The organism is Candidatus Komeilibacteria bacterium CG_4_10_14_0_2_um_filter_37_10 (assembly GCA_002793075.1).
In the GTDB taxonomy this organism is placed as follows: Bacteria; Patescibacteriota; Patescibacteriia; order UBA1558; family UBA1558; genus UM-FILTER-37-10.
In genome coordinates, this window is the sequence record PFPO01000050.1 from 1 (window position 1) to 21095 (window position 21095).

Genomic DNA, 21095 nt, shown 5'->3' on the forward strand with positions numbered 1-21095 from the left:
TTTATTGGATTAATCGATCATTATTTTGTTTATTTTGCAATCGGTTGTCTGATCACCGCGTTTGTCATTATTGATCTTTTCGAAAGCGTTACCGGGGTTATTTTGTTTTTTCTTTGGGATTTAATTGTTATAGTTATTAATCCTGGTATTTTTTGGAGAAACTATTTAATATCCGAACAACATATCAAATACCTACCCTTACTGTCAGTAAGAGATCTACAAAGAAAATAATTCAGTTAGACAATAGAGAGCACAAAAAGCTCTCTTTTATTATTCTTGACAAAATATTTGGCAAGAGTTACATTATAAACATAATAGAATTATATGAATATTAAATTCTTAGCAACAAGAAATTATTTCTTTACCTACTTCACCCCTACTGTGAGAGATAGGTTTGCTTTGAATTAAAATAAGATAAAGTTGAGATCAATCCTACCTCCCACAAAGAGGTATTTTTTATTTCTTTAACAATTTAATAAAAGGAGTTTGTCATGAGTGCTTTTATTTTTTCTTGGTTTAAACCATTGTTGCCAAAAATGGTTTTAGAATTCTCCACCAATAGTATTACTGGTGGTGGCAGTCGATTCGGATCGGGCGGATGTCAAAAATCTTCCTCAACGGAGCGGAGAGTAAATAAAGAACCCAAAAAGAGTCAGGTAGAGTTGCATCAGGATTTGGCTGTTCAGTTAGCTTTCAAGTTGGACCGACTACAGTCAGAGTTGAATAGGATTGCCGCACTAAAAACTGATATTGATCAAATCATTAAGCAAATCCGCGAGCTAGATGTATGAAACAGCCGAACCCGAAGTTTGCTAGTTGGGAGAGCACCATGATGTGCAATATACAATGTCAGCATTGTGGTTTATCATCCGGGCCGCAGCAAAAAAATGCTCGCGGCCCAGAACTTAACACCGAAGAATCATTATCATTGTTTGATCAGTTGATAGGGTTCGGTGTTAGCAAATTAATAATTTCCGGCGGTGAGTTTACTACCCGCCCAGATTGGCAATATTTATTATCAGTAGCGTTGCAGAAGTTTTCTATGGTTAGATTAATAACGAATGGTTGGTTGGGTATTAATCTTTGTCAGTTGCTAAATAAAATTTCTGACTCGAGCAATTTAATATTGTCCTTAAGTCTGGATGGTATCGAGGCAACTCATGATAGTAATAGACGAGCAGGTTCTTTTACTAAAGTCAGAGCAATTTTACAACAGGAGAGAGGAATAATTTACAATGTAATCACTACTGTTACTAAAAGTAATTGGTATGAATTAGATCAGCTATTTGATTTAATGCGAGAACTCGAGGTAGGTATTTGGTCTGTGCAAATTGGTTTGCCAGCTGGTCGTATGTCAATGGATAATTTTATTGGTATGGATAATATTAAATTATTAGCTGATAAGATTGAGGCATGGCAAAGAGTTTGTGGGCAACAGATGGAAATCGTTCCTGACGATTGTTTCGGCTATCAACATTTGATGCGCCAAGATCAGCCATGGACCGGTTGTCAGGCCGGAAAAAACTTAGTTACCATTTTAGCCAACGGCGATATCACCGGTTGCCCGACAACTTTTGATGAAGTTATGGGTAATATTCGACAAGATGTCTTGCGTAACATTTGGCAAAATGAAAAGTTTGCTACTTTCCGAGAAAAGATAGCCACCTGTTTAATTTGTGATAATCACAACTGTCTAGGTGGTTGTCGTGCGGTACAAAAGATATTTCATCAACAGTTTTGTTTTTAAGAAAGAAGGTGACATGTGAATTACAAGCGTCTGTCATAATGATAGACGCTTTTTTATTCAAAAAAGTGAAGAAAACGTCATTCTTGACAAAAAAGAGTGATTAATTTAAACTTACAACCAGCTGCAAGCAATGCTCTCCCGCCTAAAAGCATTTGGTCGGATTAAGAAATAGTAATAATTCATATTATGTTATCAATTAGATTTTCTCGCACAGGAAAAAAGAAACAGCCCTATTATCGTATTATTGTGCTGGATAAGCGCAAAGATCCTTGGGGTGATTATTTAGAAATGCTCGGTAATTATGATCCGCGTAGTAAAAAACTGGATATTAAAATCGAGCGTGTTAAATATTGGCTTTCTGTTGGCGCTCAAGCGACCAATACAGTCTTTAATTTACTACTCAGAAATGGTTTAGTTAAAGGAAAGCCAAAAAAATCAGTTAAACTTTCAGAAAAAAGAAAAGTAAAAATTTCCAAAAAGAAGGAAGCAGAACAAGAAAAGATCAAGTCGGCCCAGGCAGTAGCGCAAGCAGCTACTGAAGCCGCAGCCAAACCAAGCGAACCAGAAGTAACGCCTAGTGAAGAAAAAGAAGAACAAGCAACTTAAATTTATTGACAATTAGCATTATTTGTGCTATCATTTAAAACAATACTGCAATTTCTTTTAAAATTAGGTCTTTAGAGGAAGTAGTGGTAGTTTAATTAACATTAAGATTAATAAAATGTCAGACAAAGAACTACTAGAGATGATCGTCAAAACTCTCGTTGACAACCAAGAAGCTGTCAATGTAGAAAGAAACATCGACGAAATGGGCGTACTATTAACGCTCAAAGTTGATCCTAAAGATATGGGTCAGGTCATTGGTCGTCAAGGCCAAACCGCTCGTGCCATCCGAACTCTATTAAGAGTTATTGGTGCCAGAAATAATGCTCGTGTTAATTTAAAGATTGTCGAACCAGAAGGATCACGCCAGAGCCATCGTTCAGAAGTCGCTGACGTAGATACTAGTGCTGTAGATGATTTCAAATTATAAATAAAATTTAGTTTGATAAAAAAATAATCCCTCGTTTATCGAGGGGTTGTTTTTTTTAAATATTAGTAGTAATTTAGGTATATGATAAAAAAAGATTTTCACATTATCTCGGCCTTTCCCCGGCTGTTAGACAGTTATTATCAAGACTCTATTTTGCAGCGAGCACAAAAGAAAAAGCTGATCAATATTTACAATCATGATTTGCGTGACTATACCAAAAATAAACATCGTCAGGTTGATGACGTTCCTTATGGCGGTGGCGTTGGGATGGTTTTGCAAATAGAACCAATTTGGTTATGTTGGCAAAAGATTCGGAAGAAGAAAAGAAGTAAAACAATATTACTGACACCAGCTGGTGAAAGATTAAATCAAGAATTAGTAAAGAAGTTAGCGAAGGAAGATCAGTTGATTTTTATTTGTGGTCACTATGAAGGGGTGGATGCTCGAGTAGAAAACTTTTGTGATTTGCCGGTATCAATTGGCGATTATGTATTGACTGGCGGTGAGTTGGGTGCGGCTGTGATCATTGATGCAGTAACTAGACTAATGCCCGGTGTTTTAGGCAAACTTGAATCAACTATTGACGAGTCACATAGCAAGGCCGGTGTTTTAGAATACCCACAGTATACGCGACCAGAAAATTTCCCATTAAATTCACGAAAAACATATTCGGTTCCCAGCGTGTTATTATCGGGTAACCATCAATTAATTAAAGAGTGGCGAGAAAAAAATAGGGCGCGATAAGAAATTTATAATGTAGTAATAAATATAAAGAGAGGTGTGATTAACCTCTCTTTTGTTAAATTTACTCAATAGTTAATAGCCCAGGAGCGACAGAAGTTTTTTAATCTCCTGATCAGTTTTATGTTGGTATAGTTTAATAGTAAAAAAGAGAATTTCTTTCTTTTAGTTACCATTAACTTTTTTTCCACCCACCACAGTTTTATTTGCTTGATGATACGATATAGATCAAGATTAACTTTTGGTGTTAAAAAAATTACCGGAACATTTTGTTGGCGATCATCACTAAGATGATTGACTATTTGACGCAAAATACTTTTTAATTGACGAACACTAATTATTTGACGACAATTTTGATCGGGGAGAATAAATGGTTCTAGATTGATTATTAAACCCACCGCTGTCGTTTTATTTTTCGCCAGAAAGTCTAATAAATATTGAATTTGCCCAAAGGTATTAAATTCAATTTTTATCGCTGCTATTTCTGCTAGTAGAAAATAGAAGGTTCCTGGACCGGGACTGAGTAATAGCCACTGACGACTGTTTTTTTGCTTTGTTTTCAAGGTACACCTCTTTTTTTGATTTCTTTAATTATAAGCCATTATTACAGTTTTTGGCAGTTAAGCAACCCCGTCTAATTAACAGTTTATACCCCTTGACAATCCCACCCTTAACCTATATTATTACTACGCTATTAGTACCTTGGATTTAACTAATTATTAATTAACAAAAACTTCCCTAAATTAGGCGAAAATTAATAATTTATTAAAGTACGGAAATATTTGGCCTTAACTATTATCGATAATTACGAATAAAGCCCAAACATTTCTGTCTTTTGTAGTCAGAAAACGCCGTTTGACAACTTAATAAGTGATAGAAATTGAATCAAGTCAATTCTTATATTTTTTTTCGTTTTACGCGGTTTTGATAGTTCACCTAAAAACTATTCATAATTAGAGTTTGATCCTGGCTCAGGACGAACGCTGGCGGCGTGTCTAAGGCATGCAAGTCGAACGCTCAGTACCGCAAGGTATTGAGAGTGGCAAACGGGAGAGTAACACCTTGGTAACCTACCCCTAAGATGGGCATAACTTTGCGAAAGCGAGGCTAATTCCCAATAAGTTTCATTGACGCAGGTCAGTGAAATAAAGTTCAGGCGCTTAGGGATGGGCCTAGGTTCCATCAGCTTGTTGGTGAGGTAAAAGCTCACCAAGGCGACGACGGATAGCGGGTGTGAGAGCACGACCCGCCTCACTGGGACTGAGATACTGCCCAGACTCCTACGGGAGGCTGCAGTCAAGAATATTCCTCAATGCCCGAAAGGGTGAAGGAGCGACGCCGCGTGCAGGAAGACGCCCCTCGGGGTGTAAACTGCTTTTCTATAGGACGAATTTGTGACGGTACTATAGGAATAAGGGGCCGCTAACCTCGTGCCAGCAGCGGCGGTAATACGAGGGCCCCAAGCGTTGTCCGGATTTACTGGGCGTAAAGCGTCTACAGGCGGTTAGAAAAGTTTCCAGTCAAACCTTCAGGCTTAACTTGGAGTTCGCCGGAAATACTTTCTAACTAGAGGACGGAAGAGGCTAGCGGAATAGTCGGTGGAGTAGTAAAATGCGTTGATATCGACTAGAACACCAAATGCGAAGGCAGCTAGCTGGTACGTTCCTGACGCTTACTGGACGAAAGCGTGGGTAGCGAATGGGATTAGATACCCCAGTAGTCCACGCCCTAAACTATGAATGCTGATCATTGGGAGTATCGACCCTCTCAGTGGTGTCAACCTAAGCTAACGCGTTAAGCATTCCGCCTGGGGAGTACGGTCGCAAGACTAAAACTCAAAGGAATTGACGGGAGCCCGCACAAGCGGTGGAGCATGTGGTTCAATTCGATGATAAGCGGGGAACCTTACCAGGGCTTGACATCTCGAGAATTTCGCCGAAAGGTGAAAGTGCCAGCAATGGAGCTCGAAGACAGGTGCTGCATGGTTGTCGTCAGCTCGTGTCGTGAGATGTAGGGTTAAGTCCTCTAACGAGCGCAACCCCTACCCTATGTTGTATGTTCATAGGGAACTGCCTCGGTCAACGAGGAGGAAGGCGGGGATGACGTCAAATCAGCATGGCTCTTACGCCCTGGGCTACACACGTGCTACAATGGCCGGTACAATGGGTTGCAAAATCGCAAGATGAAGCTAATCCCATCAAAGCCGGTCCCAGTTCGGATTGAGGTCTGCAATTCGACCTCATGAAGCCGGAATCGCTAGTAACCGCGAATCAGCCACGTCGCGGTGAATACGTTCTCGGGCTTTGTACACACCGCCCGTCACGTCAAGAGAGTCGGTAATACCCGAAAGCTGTGCCAGTCACGGAATAAGGTAGGATCGATAATAGGGACGAAGTCGTAACAAGGCATCCGTAGCGGAAGCTGTGGATGGATCACCTCCTTTCTAGGAGATTACTGTTGTCAGTTTACTGATGACTAACTAAGTCGAGCTTGTTCATTTCTATCACTTTTAAGTTGTTAAGCGGAAATCTATGGCTGGTGAGAACCAGCTTTTTTTGTTAAAATGTAACAGTTAATATTTTAAGAAAGAGTATTTTGAAAAATGAATTATTTAAGGGCGTATAGCTCAGCTGGTTAGAGCGCAACACTGATAATGTTGAGGTCCCAGGTTCGATTCCTGGTACGCCCACCACTTCGGAATTGGTCTCATAGTTCCGTGTATCGAGTCTAGCTCGGTCCACTCCACCATTCAACCAATTCCTCGTTGATAATTTTATACTTAACTCTTCGTTTCGCTCAGAGCCCAAGTATAAAATTATTGATTAGTTAAATTATTAAATTTAACAACGGGGCGTAGCGCAGTTTCAGCCAGAGGCTGATCGTCCTTTGGACGAGGCTATAATTGTTTGAAGTTTTTACAATACAAGAAGAAGTAGCACATTTTGTGTTGAGTTTACATAAGAGTTTAAGTATTATGGTTGATTGAATACAGTAAATAACGGGGCGTAGCGCAGTTGGCTAGCGCGTCTGCTTTGGGAGCAGAAGGTCGGAGGTTCGAGTCCTCTCGCCCCGACCATTTCGTCCCGCCAGTGGCGGGACTCGTTGATAATTTTATACTTAACTCCTCGTTTCACTCAGAGTCCAAGTATAAAATTATTAATTAGTTAAATTTGTTTGTTGCTCGCGACTTATTTCATCAAGTCACTCGTGGTGGCTTACCGCTACAATACTTTAAAAATAGAAAAAGGTTTGCACGTTTTTATAAATCGTGAATGACGATTGCCTCGGCACGTCGTTCGCGAACGACGTGCCGAGGTAGCTCAGTGGTAGAGCAGTAGACTGAAAATCTACGTGTCGGCAGTTCAATTCTGCCCCTCGGCACCACGTCATCCCGCCTCTCGCGAGAAGCGGGATTCCTTTTCCTCGCACACTTATCTCTCCGCCTTCTCGCCACGCTAGCGCTTGCGCAGCGGGTGGCGGATCGATCAAGTGTGCTCAGTTAGAAATTATTAAATTATCATTTATTACGGGCGGGTATCGTATAATGGTTATTATTACAGCTTTCCAAGCTGAGGACGGGGGTTCGATTCCCCCTACCCGCTCCAGATTATTTTTTGAGACAAGATTGTTATAGCAATGTTGTTTTTTGTTTATTATAAGATCATATGGGGAATCGAACGGGCAGAAGTCCCGCGCTAAGCGGGACGTCGATATGACTGCCCGTGGCAGTCGAAGCGCTGCCCTGGACAATCCCGCCGCAGGCGGGAGCGATAATTCCCCCTACCCGCTCCAGCGTCGTAGTCGCTCTTCGCCGTTTCATCTCGCCTTTGGCGGGATTCCACTTAACTCAGAGCGTCTACTCCTTTTCAGAATTACACTTTTTGCCCCTTCGACTTATCTCAGGGTCAACCAAGTGTAATTCTGTTTTTAAATAGGGGAATTGAACCTGACCGTCAGCGGCGGGATTCCTTTTAAAACATTCACTTTTCTTCATCAAAGTATCTTTGATTCAGATCAAGCGAATGTTTTTGTTTAATCATTTATAACAGCGGGATTCCTTTTAAAAATACACTTAACCTCGTCAAGCAGAGCTTGATTCGGCCCAAGTGTATTTTTATTTATGAATACTAATAGTTTGAAGTTTAATTCATCAAGACTTAATCCGCTCCGCCTTCTCGCCAGGCTAGCGCTTGCGCAGCGGGTGGCGGATCAGACCCGGGTGAATGTTTTTGTTATTTAAAATAAAAGACGACTAATCATTATGATTAGTCGTCTTCATCTATTTCTTTTTGCTCCTTAAATTGATGACCTAGGCAGTTCATGCAGACCTTTTCCTGGCCAATAGTTTTACCAATCGTTTCGTAATTGGCTTTTTTGATCACATCAACAACCAAAACAACATCATTATTGCAGGAACAAGAGTGGTATTTAGCTGGTAATAGATAGCTAAACACCGCTTCAATGTTATACCCACGCTTCGCGTGTTCTTTTTTGATAAAATTACTTATTATTTCTTTTTTTTCGGTATCTATTTTAACGATAAAAAGAAACGATAAGAAGCAGTGCCAGTATGTGGCAAGTTTTGACTTTGGCAAAGTACACCTCAATTTGTTTTACAATTTGTTGATAGTAGATCATACACTATTTTTAATAGTAAGTCAACGCTTATGATATAATAGGCATATGATAAATTGGTTAAGTATTATATTTGTTTTTGGTGCCATGCTCTGTTGGGGTGTTGGTGATTTTTTAATTCAGAAAACAGTACGACGTCTAGGTAGTATTATGACCATTGCTTGGATTGGTGTTTTTTCTTCAATTTTGTTATTACCCTTTGTTGTTGGCGATTTATTGCACTTAAGTTTATCCGAATATCTAATTTTGATAATTGCCGGTGTAGTTACCTATTTCTCAGCTTATTTTCATTTTCAGGCTTTAGCAATTGGTAAATTTTCCGTTGTGGAAATAATTTTAACCATAGAATTGCCCATCACAATTTTATTTGGCATTGTTTTTTTTCAGGAAACACTAGATATGTATCAGGTATTTATGGTGTTGGCTTTGATGGTCGGCGTGGGTTTAATATCTTATCGGGAAGATGGTGATTTAAATTTTTGGCAAAAGATAGCTAATTATATTTTTCGTTATGAGTTTTTTAAAAAAGAGAGATTGGAAAAAGGCGCTTGGCTAGCTTTACTCACAGGCGTATTTTTGGGCATAGTAAATTTTGTTACTGCTTATGGCGCTAAAGAAATATCCCCGTTACTGAGTATTTGGCTGCCGTGGTTTATTTTTTCAATTATTAGTTTAGCTTATTTAGTTACCCATAGTCAGTTTGCAAAAATGTGGCAACTAGGATGGCAGGCAAAGTCATTAGTTATACCCATGGCCATTCTTGATATAGCAGCTTGGCTATTTTATGTTTATGCGGTTAAAGACAACTCTTTATCAGTTACTATTATTATTACCCAAAGCTATCCAGTGATCGCTGTATTACTAGCTGTATCAATTAATCGTGAGCGTTTACGCTGGTATCAATACGGAGGTGTTATTTTAGCAATGAGTGCCAGTATTTTAATTAGCTTTGTCTAAATGATCAATAATTTTTATCAACGAGTGTATCAGCAAGTTTCTCAGGTACCAAGAGGTAGGGTAGCGACCTATGGTCAAATAGCTGCTTTGCTGGGTAGTCCTAGATCTGCTAGGCAGGTTGGTTGGGCATTACATTTATTGCCGGTTGACTCTCGAGTGCCGTGGCAAAGAATTATTAACCAAAAAGGCCGTATTTCTACAAGTTGCCAAGAGCATACCCAGATGTTGCAGGCAACTTTATTAAGGAAAGAGCATGTAGAGGTAACCAAAAATCAAAACGGTTATTTTATTAATTTAATGAAATATGGAGTGAAATTTACCTAATATTAGATACAATTAGCTTGTTGATAGAGTGTGTATAATACTATTGACAAAAAAGTAAAAATTTGGTAAGGTATAACATCGAATCTCAGATAGTATGAGATTCTTTTTTATTCTAATTCGATGTTATGTTAAGCAAAGAATTGCGAAGTCTAAAAAGAAAAGTTATAGAATTAGCCCAAGAGGCAGTATTTTACGTGGTTCTTGTCATCACCGTAATACAGTTGATTTTTCCGCAAGTAGTTTTAGCTGAGCAAAGGATTAAAGTAATATTATCTGGCGATCAATACATTATTAAGAATGTCATTGATGATCCAGATTGGAATTATTCTATCAGGTTACCAGATATCAAAGAGCGCGCACCACGCCAGTCCGTTAAAATAACAGTGACAGCGTATACAAGTCAAATAGCGCAGACTGATAACTCACCATGCATTACAGCTTCTGGCCTTGATGTTTGTCAGCGTAATGCTGAAGACATTATCGCGACCAACTACCGCTATTTACCGTTTGGCACCTTAGTTCGTTTTCCAGATTTATTCGGCGATAAAATTTTTCAAGTGCACGATCGCATGAATAAAAGATATCAGCAACATGCTGATGTTTGGATGAAGGACTATGAAATGGCCATCAAATTCGGTAGGAAGCAAACTAAGATGGAAATATATTTTTAAAGATACTATAGACAACCCCGCCGTTCACGAGAGGCGGGGTTTTGTTATGTTATGAATAGATAATAAATGTTAAAATATGAGTATGAGTTATCTTGATGTCAGCAATTTAGGGTTTCTTATTATTATCATTTCGTTGGTTGGTTATTTAAGTAACTGGCTAAATGTTTGTTGGCTAAATTTTCGCATTACTCAGTGGTTGTATTTTTTGGGAGCGTTTATTCACGAGCTATCGCATGCTATCCTTTGTATTTTAACAGGAGCTAAGATCGTGGAGTTTAAAGTTTTTTCACGGCAACCACACGTTTCTCATTTATCTTCGCGCTTACCACTGATTGGTCAGTTATTAATATCAATAGCACCAATTTTTGGTGGCTTGTTTTTCTTGTACGCCATCAATTATTATCTTTTGCAGAATTATTTTGTTCTAGCTGTGCCGCAAGATATTTGGCAGGTGTTAGCAATGCCAGTTGGATTATTTTATCAGTTCAATTTTTTACAATGGCAGACTTGGTTATTTTTAATTTTAATGATCAATAGTGGTGCCATGATTGGGCTATCTTGGCAGGATCTAAAAAACTTTTGGCCTTTGTTGCTAATCGGTTTATTCGTTAATGCTCCTTTTGTTACACCGTATTTATTTTTAGCAATTAGCTTGTTAGTTTGTAATGTTATTTTACAGTTAATGTTAATATTGATAATTAAACTTATTTTATTATTTCGGCGTTAACCCTTGATTATTAGGATATATTCTGCTAAAATCGCTGTAGTAATTAGTTTTATTCATGCCCATCCCGCTCAACTCATTTCATTCGTTTGCGGGACAGGCTCCGCCAAGTAGGTAATAATATTTTAGCAAGACCATAATAGCTGATACTAAAATCATGTTATGGCCATCCCGCTCAACTCATTTCATTCGTTTGCGGGACAGGCTCCGCCAGGTGTATCAGTTTATTAATCTAAGTAGTTATTATATTGTATTCAAGTTTTATTCATGGCCATCCCGCTCAACTCATTTCATTCGTTTGCGGGACAGGCTCCGCCAAGTGGGTAATAATATTTTAGCAAGACCATAATAGCTGATACTAAAATCATGTTATGGCCACGTAGCCAAGTGGTAAGGCAGAGGTCTGCAAAACCTCTATTCAGCGGTTCGAATCCGCTCGTGGCCTCCAATAAATTTTTTATTTATCATATAAATAGATCGAGTAAACATTTCGTGCTTACTTGACGACAATACTTTACTTTGATAAAGTAGTAGTATGGACTGGAAAGATAAGGAAAATAGAAGATTAATCCAAGCAATTCTAACCGTGAAAACCGATGGTGAGGCTAGATTGTTTTTGCGTGATTTGATGACGGAGAAAGAAATTAGAGAGTTTGCTAATCGTCTAAAAGCAGCAGAAATGCTGACGAACAAAATACCTTATTGTTTAATTGAAAAAGAGACAGGATTGAGCTCAACCACCATTGCCCGTGTTGCTAAGTGGTTGAATGGTAAGGGCGGTGGCTACCGAACAATTATTAGCAGGCTTCATCACGACAACTCTCACTAATTACGGAGAGGATTGTTTTAATGTAATTTATATTTTATATCAAACTGGCCCCCTCTGTAATTGGAGGGGGTTATTATTTACCCAAAAATAAAACAACAAACGAAGTTCTTTTAAAAAAAGGAGATCAGTCATGAAAAGAATCATTAGTTATTTTAATGATAGCATCACATCACAGATGCTGGATACTATTGGTGTTGAGGTGGAAACACAGTTCCTGGATGAAAACAACGATCCTATTTCTGTTCATACGTCACAGCAGATGTTTGCACATTTGGTAGGTAACGGATGGCAGGTAGTGCATCGTCAGGGATCCTTGATACCAGACGAGCGAGATGCGATTTGGTTGGAGCTCGATGGACGCACTGCCTTGGCGCCATTAGCGCGGATAGCGTCGGTTCAGTTTACTATTTCAGTTTCACCGAACAACGCCATAAATATTTTAAACAAGCTTAGCAGTTGTCTTGATATATTTTTGCAAGATTATCCCCAAGATCAAGTCTGGAAAAGATATATTCGCGATTCGGCTGCTAAGTATCGATCAGATCGTTATGGTGGGCCACTGGCATTTTCCTCACTCGGTGACTATTGTTGTTCGCTTATTCAACATGACGTTGTTCAAGGCTCGCACCTGGTGCCATTTGCTAAGGTTTCTCATATTGATATTCCTCTGTATTTACGAAGCATTTGGTGGTATTTTCGACTGAAACGTTATGGCAATAGTTTGTGTATAGAGGTGCGACCAATGGCCCGAAAAGAAGATAAAGAAATTCTTCGCCAATTAAAAATGGTGCTAGATATTATTGGTACCTAATGTATAAAAGCCTTATCTGGCCAATCAACCGGATAAGGCTTTTTTTCGTTCCCCGAGAAGAAAAGCTTCAGCACCAATGCGTTGGCAATTATGAGCAAAAAGTATCAGACTTTTTTTATTGGCTTTTATTTTTATCTGACCATCAATACCAATAACTTGACCCTTTTCTACTATATCAAAGTTGTTAAAAGATTTTGTTAGCGTGAAGCTATTCGTCCGAGCGTAGTATTTTTTATACATTTGTATATATGCTTGTCGGCGCGATACCACTTTACCATTGATGTGTTTTTGGGTTTTAAGAAAGGCCACAATACTTTCCTCCGCTAGTTTTATTGATTGCGGGTCACTAAGATAACCAGCCTCTAAACAAATTCCTATTTTGCCTATATTGTTCATATAATAATCTGTTCCTCCTGGTTCTATCTTGTCAAAACCAAATACTACCAGATCAATTGGTAAATAGGGTACGATTTTTTTAGCATTTCTTTCGCAAATAACAAAAGGCTTGGGCGTCGGAATGGTGCTTGCGTGGATATCCAAAAGCACATCAGCTTGTTTTAAATATTTTTTGAGAAATTGAGCGCGTTGGTATTCGTAGCTTGTTCTTTCTTTTACGGAGAGTTGCTGATCATTTTTAAATATTCTGTTCAAATCAGATTCCACAAAGCGTTTATTGGTTTTGATAGCCAGCGGATTACCACAACCAAAAAAAATACGCCCGTTTTCTATCTCCCGATTGAGCATAACACTTCTAAGTGCTTGAACACCACATTTTTCATTACCATGTATACCAGCAAGAATAATACTCACAGATCCAGCATTTTTTCCGATAATTTGATTTATTTTTTTGGGCATATTTCCACTTTACTATAGTAAAGTAGTTTAGTCAAATAAGTGGTAGTCATAGGAGGAATTCTCGCACGGGGTTTTCTGAACAATTAAAAAGTTACTGAAAAATCTGCTCTTTATTGTGTATTCAATTTTTTTGTCATTTTTTTTGTCATTAAGTAAAATTCAGGATCAGTGTTTTGCTCTTTAAAATATGAAGAATATTTTTGTTATTAGTTTAAACAAAAACATCAAATTATCGCCTAAAAGTTGCATATTTGTTAATAAGAGAGTATGATCAAAAAAAGGACCTAATAATCATTATTTTCAAATTTATGAGAAATTTTAACAAATCCTTGGCAATGGGACTGCTTTTAGCGTTGCTGTTTATGGGTTTTGGACCAATTCCAGTATTTTCCGCAACGACGCCAACTTTAGGAATGGCAGCAACATATGGCGTTTTAGCCAGTACTTATACGAACACAGTCATCGGTACAACGATTAGTGGCGGTGTTGGGTTTACTACTGGACCAGCGGTTGTTCCCGGTGGTGCCCATATTAACTATGGTTCCGGCGCTCCTTATGCCTCGGCTGGAGCTGATCAGGGAATCGCTTTAGCAGATTTGGCTTTGCAACCATGTACATTTGACTTTGCACCAGGCGCTATCAATCTCTCAACCGATATAACACATGGACCAGCTGGCGTGTATACGCCCGGCGTTTATTGTAGCGTTGGCGCCATGAATGTTGGCGGACCACTGACGCTTAATGGTAATGGTACTTATATCTTCAGATCTGTTGGCGCGCTTACTTCTACCGCGGGTTCTATTATTACTTTGACCGGTGCATCGGCCTGTGATGTTTTTTGGACACCAACTGAAGCTGCGACCCTAGCAGCTAACACAACCTTTGCAGGAACGATTATTAGTGATGCTGGTATTACTATCGGTGCTAATACTATCTGGAGTGGTAGAGCTCTGGCATTTGGTGGAACAGTCACAACAGATACTGACACTATTACTGCGCCCTCTTGTGCTTCGTCCTTGGCTACTCTTCATATCATCAAGCAAGTGATAAATAATAATGGCGGTGTAGCAACTGCGGCACTTTTTAATTTACACGTTAAACTCGCCGGCGTTGATGTTGCTGGCAGCCCAGCAGTTGGTACTGTGACGCCAGGAACTTCTTATTCACTCGCCGCTGGTACCTATAAAGTAAGTGAAGACGTCAATGCATCTTACACTTCAAGTTTTAGTGGCGATTGTGACGCCGGTGGAAATATTACTTTAGTTGCCGGTAATGATAAATCCTGTACAATTACCAACGATGACATCGCAGCACTTACGGGGACGATCAATGTTGTTAAGGTGGTAGTTAACGATAATGGTAGAACAAAAACAATTGCGAATTTTCCACTATTCGTTAATGGCGTTGCGGTTATTTCTGGTGTGACCAACACTTTTGCAGCACCAGCAACATATACCGTAACTGAAACCGTTAATACTGATTATGTCCAATCATTTTCTGGAGATTGTGATGTTAATGGACAGGTAATTTTAGCTGTTGGGACTAATAAATTTTGTATTATTACCAATAATGATACTGCGCCGTCATCGGGTGGATCAGGCGGAACTTTTTTTGGTCCAGCCGCACCACCGCTAATTGCGGTATTGAAGGTTCCTAGCCCCCTATCACTACCGCTCGGTCCGGGTTTAGTTATGTACACCTATACACTTCGAAATATTGGTACAGTACCAGTGACAGACATAACAATGGTGGGAGACACCTGTAGCCCCATAGTTTTAAATAGTGGTGATGGCAATGCTGATAGTAAGCTTGATGTCAGCGAAACATGGGAATATCGTTGCTCAACAACACTAACAAAGACTCATACTAATACAGTGGTAGCTACTGGTTGGGCCAATGGTCTAAGCGCGACCGATATTGCTAGTGCCACAGTTGTTGTTGGCGCACCAATAGTGCCACCGTTAATTCATGTCACAAAAGTTCCCAGTACACCAACTGTATTAGCTGGTGGAACAGTTACTTATACAGAAAAGATTACTAATCCTGGAACAGTGGCTTTAAATAACGTTATTTTGACTGATGACAAACGTGCCCCAACAAAGTATGTTTCTGGTGACACGGACAATGATGCAAAATTGGATACTACAGAAACATGGACTTATACTTGTCGTACTAGCCTGAATAAAACAACAACTAATACAGCTGTAGCCAGTGGCGAAGCTAATGGTTTAACAGCGAGAGATTTTGCTGTGGCGACCGTTGTCGTGGCAGCTGTCGTTCCTGGACTCCCCAATACCGGTAGTGCGCCAGCAGAAAATTCAATACTATGGTTTGCTGGTATCGCGGGAATTTTTGTAGTTTTGTTTTTTCTTTATGTTAGGCAAAAAAAACAAAGCGAGTAATTTATTATCATAAACATTTATGGAGAATAGTCGGGCGAGATTCGCGCGACTATTCTTTTATCAAGTAGGTATAATGTTCAAAGCAAAATTAAAATTAAATAGTATTTACAAGTTACCAACACCGTTGATTTTCTTGATGGTGCTTGGTGTTTTATTTGGTGGTAGTATTTATACTTACAACTTGTTCGTAGCTACTGACAACGGTACGGTTAAGGGAGTGGATTTATTAAATAATTATTCATCAAATCAACAAGATATTGGAGCTCCAGTGCAAATCAAAATACCAAGTATTGGTGTTGATGCGGCTATTGAAAACGTAGCTTTAACAACCAAGGGTGACATGGACGTTCCCAAGCAGAAGACTAATGTTGGTTGGTATGAATCAGGACCACGGCCCGGAGAAGTAGGAAGCGCAGTCATGGCCGGACACGTAGATTGGCTGAATGGCGCCACAGCAGTATTTACTGATTTATATAAACTCCAACCAGGCGATAAAATTTTCGTGCAAGATAACGAGGGAAGAATTATTACTTTTATCGTTCGCGAAAGTCAGAGATTTGATGCAGCGGCTAATAGGCTAGACGTTTTTACCTCAACTGATGGTCGGGCGCATCTTAATCTGATTACCTGCGAAGGAGCATGGAATAAGGAGGTTGAAAGTTACTCTCAGCGATTGGTAGTATTTACTGATCAAGAATAGATTAAAAGTGGCTAATATAATGTATATTTATGTATTGACAGATGTTTATTTTTATGGTATCATTCATTATTAATTTAATTGTAATTTAATAATAATAAGGATATATCAATGTTATCTGATGGTATGACAATCAGTACCAATGAGCAAATTATCAATCAAAGTTGTAAATTAGCAGTTGGGGAATCGAATCTTCAAAAGGTTCGATTTTTTTATTGATGATTAATTTTATTAGCAATGAAGTTATTGGCTCTCAGTAGTGAGTCAAAGGTGCCAGCATCAATCCACTCACCAGTGATTGTTTTTACTTGCAGTTCACCTTTTTCTAAGAACCAATTATGTAGATCAACAATTTCAGTTTCGCCACGAGGGGATGGTTTCAAATTTTTTGCTACTTCCACTACACGGTGATCATAAATATACATACCCACTAAGGCGTAATCACTAATAAACTGCTGTGGTTTTTCTACTATTTTTAAAGCCCGTCCCTGTTCATCAAATTGGACAACGCCAAATCTTTCAGGATCAGTAACGCGTTTAGCAAAGACGGTGGCGCCATTTTTAAATTTTTGAATGGCTTGCGAGAAATCATCTTCAAAAATATTATCGCCAAGTATAAGAGTTACATCGTCTTGGTCAATAAAGTTTTCACCGATGACAAAGGCTTCGGGCAGACCCGCTGGCTTGTCTTGAATTTCATAAGTAAATTTAGCACCAAACTGTTTACCGGAACCCAGGTAATTTAAAAACTCACCGGCTTTTTCTGGAGCTACGATGATTAATATTTCTTTAATGCCAGCCTGCAGCAAAGTCTGTAAAGGGTAATAAATCATTGGCTGATTATAGATCGGCAGTAGTTGTTTACTGGTAACCTTGGTTAGGGGTGCTAGTCTAGTACCATGACCACCAGCTAAAATAATACCACGCATAATTTTGATACTTAATAATTTATAATCGTCCGCCGTTCAAATAGCAGGTATATACTATTTTACCTTGGTATTTAATAATCTCGTGAGCTTGAAAATTATTTAGCGACCCCCGATAAACATAGCGATAGTGCCAACTTTTTTTCTTAAAACCTTTCGGTCCGCGTAGCAACATACCGGGCTTATTCTTCATTAGCATTTGACGCAGGAAAGAATTAACCAAAGCAGTATCAATTTTTTCATCAGTCACCTGACCATAATAATTCATACCCCAGATTGGTTTCTTTTCTTTTTTTACAATCTCAAAACCAATGAAATTTTTATCATCTTGATATTGGTCAAGATATTCTTGTTCACCCTCATGATAATAAAAAGTTTTGTTACCAACACTATCAATATTTGGTTTAACGCCAGTAGCATAGGTTGCCAGATGTGCGCAGTTGATAAATATTGCCAGTTCGTTATTTTTTGTTACCATACTGTTGATTATAATAGTTTAAATACTCACCTGATTTGATTGGTTGCCACCACCACTTGTTATCTTGGTACCATTGGATTAAGTTTGTAATACCTGGCGTTAATTCAATTTGTGGTTGCCAGCCCAAGGCCTTGATTTTATCATTATTAATAGCATAGCGCCAATCATGACCTGGTCGATCAGCTATATAGTTAATATAGCTTTCGTCTTTATTGAGAAGTTGGAGAATTAACTTAGCCATGGTTAAATTGTCACAGCGATCACCCGTGCCGATGTTGTAGGTTTCGCCAACTTGTCCCTTTTCTATAATAGTAGCAATAGCACTAGCATGATCGTTGGTATGAATCCATTCACGAATATTGTCACCTTGACCATAGATCGGAATCTTTTGATCTGCAAGTAAGTTAGTTATTAAAAGGGGAATTAGTTTTTCCGGATATTGATAGGGTCCATAGTAGTTGCAGCTATGAGTAATAATAATTGGTAGCTGGTAAGTTTGATAGTAAGCTCGGCATAAGAGGTCGGCGCTAGCTTTCGCTGCGGCATAGGGACTATTGGGTTTGAATGGTGATTCCTCAGAAAATTCACCAGTCGTGATAGAGCCGAAAACCTCATCAGTAGAAATTTGAATAAACCTTTGCACTGGATTTTTCTTTAATCCCTCCAATAATGTATAGGTGCCAATAATATTGCTTTGCATAAAAGCATCAGGATCAAGGATGGAGCGATCAACGTGCGTTTCCGCAGCATAGTTAATAACGATATCAATGTTTGGTAATAATTTATTAACTATTTCTGCGTCAGCAATATCGCCACGAACAAAATGATAGTTGGGATTATCCGTAATATCTTGGAGATTATTCAAATTGCCAGCGTAGGTTAGTTTATCCAGATTGGTAATTTGCCAAGCAGGATATTTCGCCAAGATGTATTTAATAAAGTTGGTGCCGCCAAAACCAGCTCCGCCGGTAATTAATAATTTCATTTATTTTAATTGCTGAATAATCTTCTCGGCGATTATTATCATCTCCTCTGGAGCTACCTCTTTAACATGATCTGGTCGCCAGCCAATGTCGTGAGTATCGCCTGGATATTTTGGGATAATATGAATATGAGCGTGGTTAACACCCAAGCCATAAGTAACATAGCCGGTTAATTCTGGTTGCAAAGCATTTTTAATCGCCCCACTAATTTTATGGGCCACTGACCAGTACTCGGAAAAGCTTTCTACCTCATCAACCCAAAGAGTATGTTTTTTGGGAATTAATAAAACATGTCCGGGATTAAGCGGGTGGATGTCTAAAAAAGCGAAATAGTTTTCATCCTCGTACACTTTGTAGCTAGGAATTTTCCCTTCAATAATTTGACAAAAAATGCAGTCGTTCATAAGAATGTGATTTTAATTTTTACTACTAATATATTAAGGCAATATGGAATATTACACAACATTGACAAGAATATAATAAGTGGTAAAATTATTTTGATTTATCGTTCATTTATTTCGAGGCCAAGATGCAACAAAATCATAGCTCTGTTCAAAAAAAGATGTGGCAATCAATCTATTTATATTCACTGATTTTTTATTTATTCGTTATTTTCAGTTGTTTTTCCCTAATTTTTTACAGTATCGAGTATTTTCAGAAAAATCAGATTACTTTCTTATCGGTTGTTGGTGGTTTTTCTGGAGTGGTAGGACTTTGTTGTCTGCTATTTTTCTTTATTCGTGAGTTGTTGGTAGGAAAAAAAGGTTAATAAAAAACCGCCGGATAATTACCGACGGTTTTACTTTTTTAGGATTATTTTTTGTTACCCAAACGCGCTTAATTTTAATTTTTGTAAATTACTTTCGACTCGGGCGATAGTGCGAAATTCCTCGGAGTTTATCTCTCTGATTAAGTCGATGAACCGCCTTCTTGTCTCGTGATTTAATTTTAAACAAATACGTAGATTTAGCGGTAAAGGAATTCGTACACCAGGAAAAATTAAGTATTGACCATAGCGGGTTAGGCAAGCGCCGTTATAGTTTATTTTTAGTGGTTGGTTTTTTTTATCTAAACTGATGATTTTTAGGAACTCTCTTTGCTCTACCTCAATGGCGTAGTGAAAGCGTTGCCGTTTGATCACTTCCTGGGAACAGGTTGTGATCGAGGAACCAAATATCGATGAACCGGACACAGATAACGTTATCAATATTTTGTATTTACCCGAGTTATCAGTCTTGGTGGTTGGTTGAAATCCTAATTCCCAAGAAGCACCGAGAACAGCACCGTGATATTCAAAAGCAATCAGCCATTTAACTAGTTGGCTGGTCATGAATTCCTGAGCCATCTTTTTACACTGCTCCATAGTTTTTAGATCCAATGTCAGTCCACGCGACACTAATGATAGTATTAACGGCGCAATCCTTTTGTGTATTAAACTACTCACATTGACTCCTATTGAAAGTTGTAAAGGTTCGTGTAATTAATGATAGATTAGCACTGCAAGAATAAGAGTGTTAATGCTTGACAAGAAAAGTATATTTTGCTAATATATTTTATTAAATGTTATTTACTAATTAAAGAAATGGCAGTAATGTTTTTTAAATATAGTCATAATTATTATATTCATTAAAAAAGGAGTACCCAATATCGCGTTTGAAAAAAAATGAAAGTAAACGTCGAAAAACAGCAGTTTATTGGTGCTTTAAAGTATTTGTACTTTGCTTAATACTATCCTGCATTGTATTTATAGTTGGTTCTTCAGAAGTTGCCAGTGGAATATTACTGATCGGTGTTTTTCCGTTACTTATCTGCTGGATTGATAGCCGTAGAAAAAGAACGGCATTTTAGATCCAGTTTATTCATTAATAATAAAAAGGTTATACTGCCATGCATTAGTTACTAACAAAAAAAACATTTTTTAGAATTTCAGCTCGGGTTAAATCTCGAGCTTTTTTATTGGAAAAAGCAGTGTTTTTTATGGTTTCAATTTTGCTCATAAAATGCTAAAATGAACCAATAAGCTATGACAAAAAAACAAGAAAAATTAATAGTAATTGATGGTCACGCACTGTTGCATCGAGCTTTTCACGCCCTACCACCATTAATCACCAAAGACGGTCAGATGATCAATGCTGTCTATGGATTCACTTCTATATTATTAAGAATTATTCGCGAGTACCAACCAGATTATTTGGCTTGTACTTTTGATTTGGCGGCACCGACTTTTCGCCACCAAGAGTTTGTGGATTATAAAGCTCAGCGCATCAAAGCACCGGATGAAT

At 38.4% G+C, this 21095-nt stretch carries 24 protein-coding genes, 5 tRNA genes and 1 rRNA gene; 22 read left to right on the plus strand and 8 right to left on the minus strand.

Translation table 11 applies throughout. The features are described 5' to 3' along the window. The 6 genes from COX77_02665 to COX77_02690 all read left to right on the plus strand — a co-directional run. On the plus strand, nt 1-231 hold a 231-nt coding region (locus tag COX77_02665; GenBank protein ID PIZ99014.1), incomplete at its 5' end, for a hypothetical protein. A 260-nt stretch (nt 232-491) separates the two neighbouring features. Next, a complete protein-coding gene (locus tag COX77_02670; protein PIZ99015.1) occupies nt 492-791 on the plus strand; it encodes a hypothetical protein in 300 nt (99 codons plus the stop codon). Further along, the gene (locus COX77_02675; GenBank protein PIZ99016.1) at nt 788-1747 is read left to right on the plus strand and encodes a hypothetical protein; all 960 of its coding nucleotides are present in this window, start codon (nt 788-790) and stop codon (nt 1745-1747) included. Before COX77_02670 ends, COX77_02675 begins: the two co-directional genes overlap by 4 nt. Before the next feature lie 186 nt (nt 1748-1933). Then, nucleotides 1934-2353, plus strand: coding sequence for a 30S ribosomal protein S16 (gene rpsP / locus COX77_02680; GenBank protein PIZ99017.1), 420 nt, complete (start codon nt 1934-1936; stop codon nt 2351-2353). Between the two features lie 115 nt (nt 2354-2468). Then, nucleotides 2469-2780 (plus strand): RNA-binding protein, encoded by a 312-nt coding sequence (locus COX77_02685; protein PIZ99018.1) that lies wholly within the window; start codon nt 2469-2471, stop codon nt 2778-2780. An 81-nt stretch (nt 2781-2861) separates the two neighbouring features. Further along, complete coding sequence (locus tag COX77_02690; protein PIZ99019.1) at nt 2862-3524, plus strand: tRNA (guanosine(37)-N1)-methyltransferase TrmD; 663 nt, start codon at nt 2862-2864, stop codon at nt 3522-3524. 65 nt (nt 3525-3589) lie between these two features. Here the strand turns inward: COX77_02690 and COX77_02695 are convergent, their stop codons facing one another. Next, entirely contained in the window at nt 3590-4084 is a 495-nt protein-coding gene (locus tag COX77_02695; GenBank protein ID PIZ99020.1) for a hypothetical protein, read from the minus strand. Nucleotides 4085-4472: 388 nt separating this feature from the next. Here COX77_02695 and COX77_02700 point away from each other — a divergent pair. The 5 genes from COX77_02700 to COX77_02720 all read left to right on the plus strand — a co-directional run bounded on the left by COX77_02700 (nt 4473) and on the right by COX77_02720 (nt 7126). Next, a 16S ribosomal RNA gene (locus COX77_02700) occupies nt 4473-5967 on the plus strand. 169 nt (nt 5968-6136) lie between these two features. Next, nucleotides 6137-6213, plus strand: a tRNA-Ile gene (locus tag COX77_02705). A gap of 307 nt (nt 6214-6520) precedes the next feature. Continuing rightward, nucleotides 6521-6597 (plus strand) — tRNA-Pro (locus COX77_02710). Between the two features lie 233 nt (nt 6598-6830). Further along, nucleotides 6831-6905, plus strand: a tRNA-Phe gene (locus COX77_02715). A 146-nt stretch (nt 6906-7051) separates the two neighbouring features. After that, nucleotides 7052-7126: transfer RNA gene (locus COX77_02720), tRNA-Gly, on the plus strand. A gap of 660 nt (nt 7127-7786) precedes the next feature. Here COX77_02720 and COX77_02725 read toward each other — a convergent pair. Continuing rightward, entirely contained in the window at nt 7787-8116 is a 330-nt protein-coding gene (locus tag COX77_02725) for a hypothetical protein (protein ID PIZ99021.1), read from the minus strand. Between the two features lie 88 nt (nt 8117-8204). Between COX77_02725 and COX77_02730 the strand changes: the two genes are divergently transcribed. The 7 genes from COX77_02730 to COX77_02760 all read left to right on the plus strand — a co-directional run bounded on the left by COX77_02730 (nt 8205) and on the right by COX77_02760 (nt 12472). After that, nucleotides 8205-9113, plus strand: coding sequence for a hypothetical protein (locus tag COX77_02730; GenBank protein PIZ99022.1), 909 nt, complete (start codon nt 8205-8207; stop codon nt 9111-9113). Continuing rightward, the gene (locus COX77_02735; protein PIZ99023.1) at nt 9114-9437 is read left to right on the plus strand and encodes a cysteine methyltransferase; all 324 of its coding nucleotides are present in this window, start codon (nt 9114-9116) and stop codon (nt 9435-9437) included. It abuts the gene before it with no gap. A gap of 125 nt (nt 9438-9562) precedes the next feature. After that, nucleotides 9563-10108 (plus strand): hypothetical protein, encoded by a 546-nt coding sequence (locus COX77_02740; GenBank protein PIZ99024.1) that lies wholly within the window; start codon nt 9563-9565, stop codon nt 10106-10108. 82 nt (nt 10109-10190) lie between these two features. Continuing rightward, entirely contained in the window at nt 10191-10835 is a 645-nt protein-coding gene (locus tag COX77_02745) for a hypothetical protein (GenBank protein PIZ99025.1), read from the plus strand. Nucleotides 10836-11205: 370 nt separating this feature from the next. Beyond that, nucleotides 11206-11280, plus strand: a tRNA-Cys gene (locus COX77_02750). A gap of 87 nt (nt 11281-11367) precedes the next feature. After that, nucleotides 11368-11661, plus strand: coding sequence for a hypothetical protein (locus COX77_02755; protein ID PIZ99026.1), 294 nt, complete (start codon nt 11368-11370; stop codon nt 11659-11661). A 130-nt stretch (nt 11662-11791) separates the two neighbouring features. After that, complete coding sequence (locus COX77_02760) at nt 11792-12472, plus strand: hypothetical protein (protein PIZ99027.1); 681 nt, start codon at nt 11792-11794, stop codon at nt 12470-12472. A gap of 24 nt (nt 12473-12496) precedes the next feature. On the opposite strand, the gene COX77_02765 is transcribed toward COX77_02760, so the two are convergent. Beyond that, nucleotides 12497-13327, minus strand: a complete 831-nt coding sequence (locus COX77_02765; GenBank protein ID PIZ99028.1) for a hypothetical protein — start codon at nt 13325-13327, stop codon at nt 12497-12499. Nucleotides 13328-13635: 308 nt separating this feature from the next. Between COX77_02765 and COX77_02770 the strand changes: the two genes are divergently transcribed. Together COX77_02770 and COX77_02775 are read left to right on the plus strand one after the other, a co-directional pair. Further along, nucleotides 13636-15729: a hypothetical protein gene (locus tag COX77_02770; protein PIZ99029.1), complete on the plus strand. Its 2094-nt coding sequence runs from the start codon at nt 13636-13638 to the stop codon at nt 15727-15729. A gap of 19 nt (nt 15730-15748) precedes the next feature. Further along, on the plus strand, nt 15749-16429 hold the full coding sequence (locus tag COX77_02775) for a hypothetical protein (protein PIZ99030.1): 681 nt from the start codon (nt 15749-15751) through the stop codon (nt 16427-16429). Nucleotides 16430-16638: 209 nt separating this feature from the next. On the opposite strand, the gene COX77_02780 is transcribed toward COX77_02775, so the two are convergent. The 4 genes from COX77_02780 to COX77_02795 are packed head-to-tail and all read right to left on the minus strand — an operon-like array spanning nt 16639 to nt 19217. Continuing rightward, on the minus strand, nt 16639-17355 hold the full coding sequence (locus COX77_02780) for a spore coat protein (GenBank protein PIZ99031.1): 717 nt from the start codon (nt 17353-17355) through the stop codon (nt 16639-16641). A gap of 19 nt (nt 17356-17374) precedes the next feature. Continuing rightward, the gene (locus tag COX77_02785; protein ID PIZ99032.1) at nt 17375-17830 is read right to left on the minus strand and encodes a hypothetical protein; all 456 of its coding nucleotides are present in this window, start codon (nt 17828-17830) and stop codon (nt 17375-17377) included. Continuing rightward, nucleotides 17814-18815 carry a dTDP-glucose 4,6-dehydratase gene (gene rfbB, locus COX77_02790; protein ID PIZ99033.1) on the minus strand — a complete coding sequence of 334 codons (1002 nt, stop codon included), beginning with the start codon at nt 18813-18815 and terminating at the stop codon, nt 17814-17816. Before rfbB ends, COX77_02785 begins: the two co-directional genes overlap by 17 nt. After that, entirely contained in the window at nt 18816-19217 is a 402-nt protein-coding gene (locus COX77_02795) for an HIT family protein (protein PIZ99034.1), read from the minus strand. Between the two features lie 125 nt (nt 19218-19342). On the opposite strand from COX77_02795, the gene COX77_02800 reads away from it, so the two are divergent. Continuing rightward, nucleotides 19343-19582, plus strand: a complete 240-nt coding sequence (locus tag COX77_02800) for a hypothetical protein (protein ID PIZ99035.1) — start codon at nt 19343-19345, stop codon at nt 19580-19582. A 54-nt stretch (nt 19583-19636) separates the two neighbouring features. Here the strand turns inward: COX77_02800 and COX77_02805 are convergent, their stop codons facing one another. Next, nucleotides 19637-20176, minus strand: coding sequence for a hypothetical protein (locus tag COX77_02805; GenBank protein PIZ99036.1), 540 nt, complete (start codon nt 20174-20176; stop codon nt 19637-19639). Nucleotides 20177-20836: 660 nt separating this feature from the next. On the opposite strand from COX77_02805, the gene COX77_02810 reads away from it, so the two are divergent. Further along, on the plus strand, nt 20837-21095 hold a 259-nt coding region (locus tag COX77_02810; GenBank protein ID PIZ99037.1), incomplete at its 3' end, for a hypothetical protein.

Coding starts and splice junctions, on each gene's coding strand:
- COX77_02795 (PIZ99034.1), bottom strand. CDS start 19,217: ATGAACGACTGCATTTTTTGTCAAATTATTGAAGGGAAAATTCCTAGC.
- COX77_02755 (PIZ99026.1), top strand. CDS start 11,368: ATGGACTGGAAAGATAAGGAAAATAGAAGATTAATCCAAGCAATTCTA.
- COX77_02780 (PIZ99031.1), bottom strand. CDS start 17,355: ATGCGTGGTATTATTTTAGCTGGTGGTCATGGTACTAGACTAGCACCC.
- COX77_02785 (PIZ99032.1), bottom strand. CDS start 17,830: ATGGTAACAAAAAATAACGAACTGGCAATATTTATCAACTGCGCACAT.
- COX77_02765 (PIZ99028.1), bottom strand. CDS start 13,327: ATGCCCAAAAAAATAAATCAAATTATCGGAAAAAATGCTGGATCTGTG.
- COX77_02730 (PIZ99022.1), top strand. CDS start 8,205: ATGATAAATTGGTTAAGTATTATATTTGTTTTTGGTGCCATGCTCTGT.
- COX77_02760 (PIZ99027.1), top strand. CDS start 11,792: ATGAAAAGAATCATTAGTTATTTTAATGATAGCATCACATCACAGATG.
- rfbB (PIZ99033.1), bottom strand. CDS start 18,815: ATGAAATTATTAATTACCGGCGGAGCTGGTTTTGGCGGCACCAACTTT.
- COX77_02800 (PIZ99035.1), top strand. CDS start 19,343: ATGCAACAAAATCATAGCTCTGTTCAAAAAAAGATGTGGCAATCAATC.
- COX77_02775 (PIZ99030.1), top strand. CDS start 15,749: ATGGAGAATAGTCGGGCGAGATTCGCGCGACTATTCTTTTATCAAGTA.
- COX77_02770 (PIZ99029.1), top strand. CDS start 13,636: ATGAGAAATTTTAACAAATCCTTGGCAATGGGACTGCTTTTAGCGTTG.
- COX77_02690 (PIZ99019.1), top strand. CDS start 2,862: ATGATAAAAAAAGATTTTCACATTATCTCGGCCTTTCCCCGGCTGTTA.
- COX77_02735 (PIZ99023.1), top strand. CDS start 9,114: ATGATCAATAATTTTTATCAACGAGTGTATCAGCAAGTTTCTCAGGTA.
- COX77_02745 (PIZ99025.1), top strand. CDS start 10,191: ATGAGTTATCTTGATGTCAGCAATTTAGGGTTTCTTATTATTATCATT.
- COX77_02685 (PIZ99018.1), top strand. CDS start 2,469: ATGTCAGACAAAGAACTACTAGAGATGATCGTCAAAACTCTCGTTGAC.
- rpsP (PIZ99017.1), top strand. CDS start 1,934: ATGTTATCAATTAGATTTTCTCGCACAGGAAAAAAGAAACAGCCCTAT.
- COX77_02740 (PIZ99024.1), top strand. CDS start 9,563: ATGTTAAGCAAAGAATTGCGAAGTCTAAAAAGAAAAGTTATAGAATTA.
- COX77_02805 (PIZ99036.1), bottom strand. CDS start 20,176: ATGGAGCAGTGTAAAAAGATGGCTCAGGAATTCATGACCAGCCAACTA.
- COX77_02670 (PIZ99015.1), top strand. CDS start 492: ATGAGTGCTTTTATTTTTTCTTGGTTTAAACCATTGTTGCCAAAAATG.
- COX77_02675 (PIZ99016.1), top strand. CDS start 788: ATGAAACAGCCGAACCCGAAGTTTGCTAGTTGGGAGAGCACCATGATG.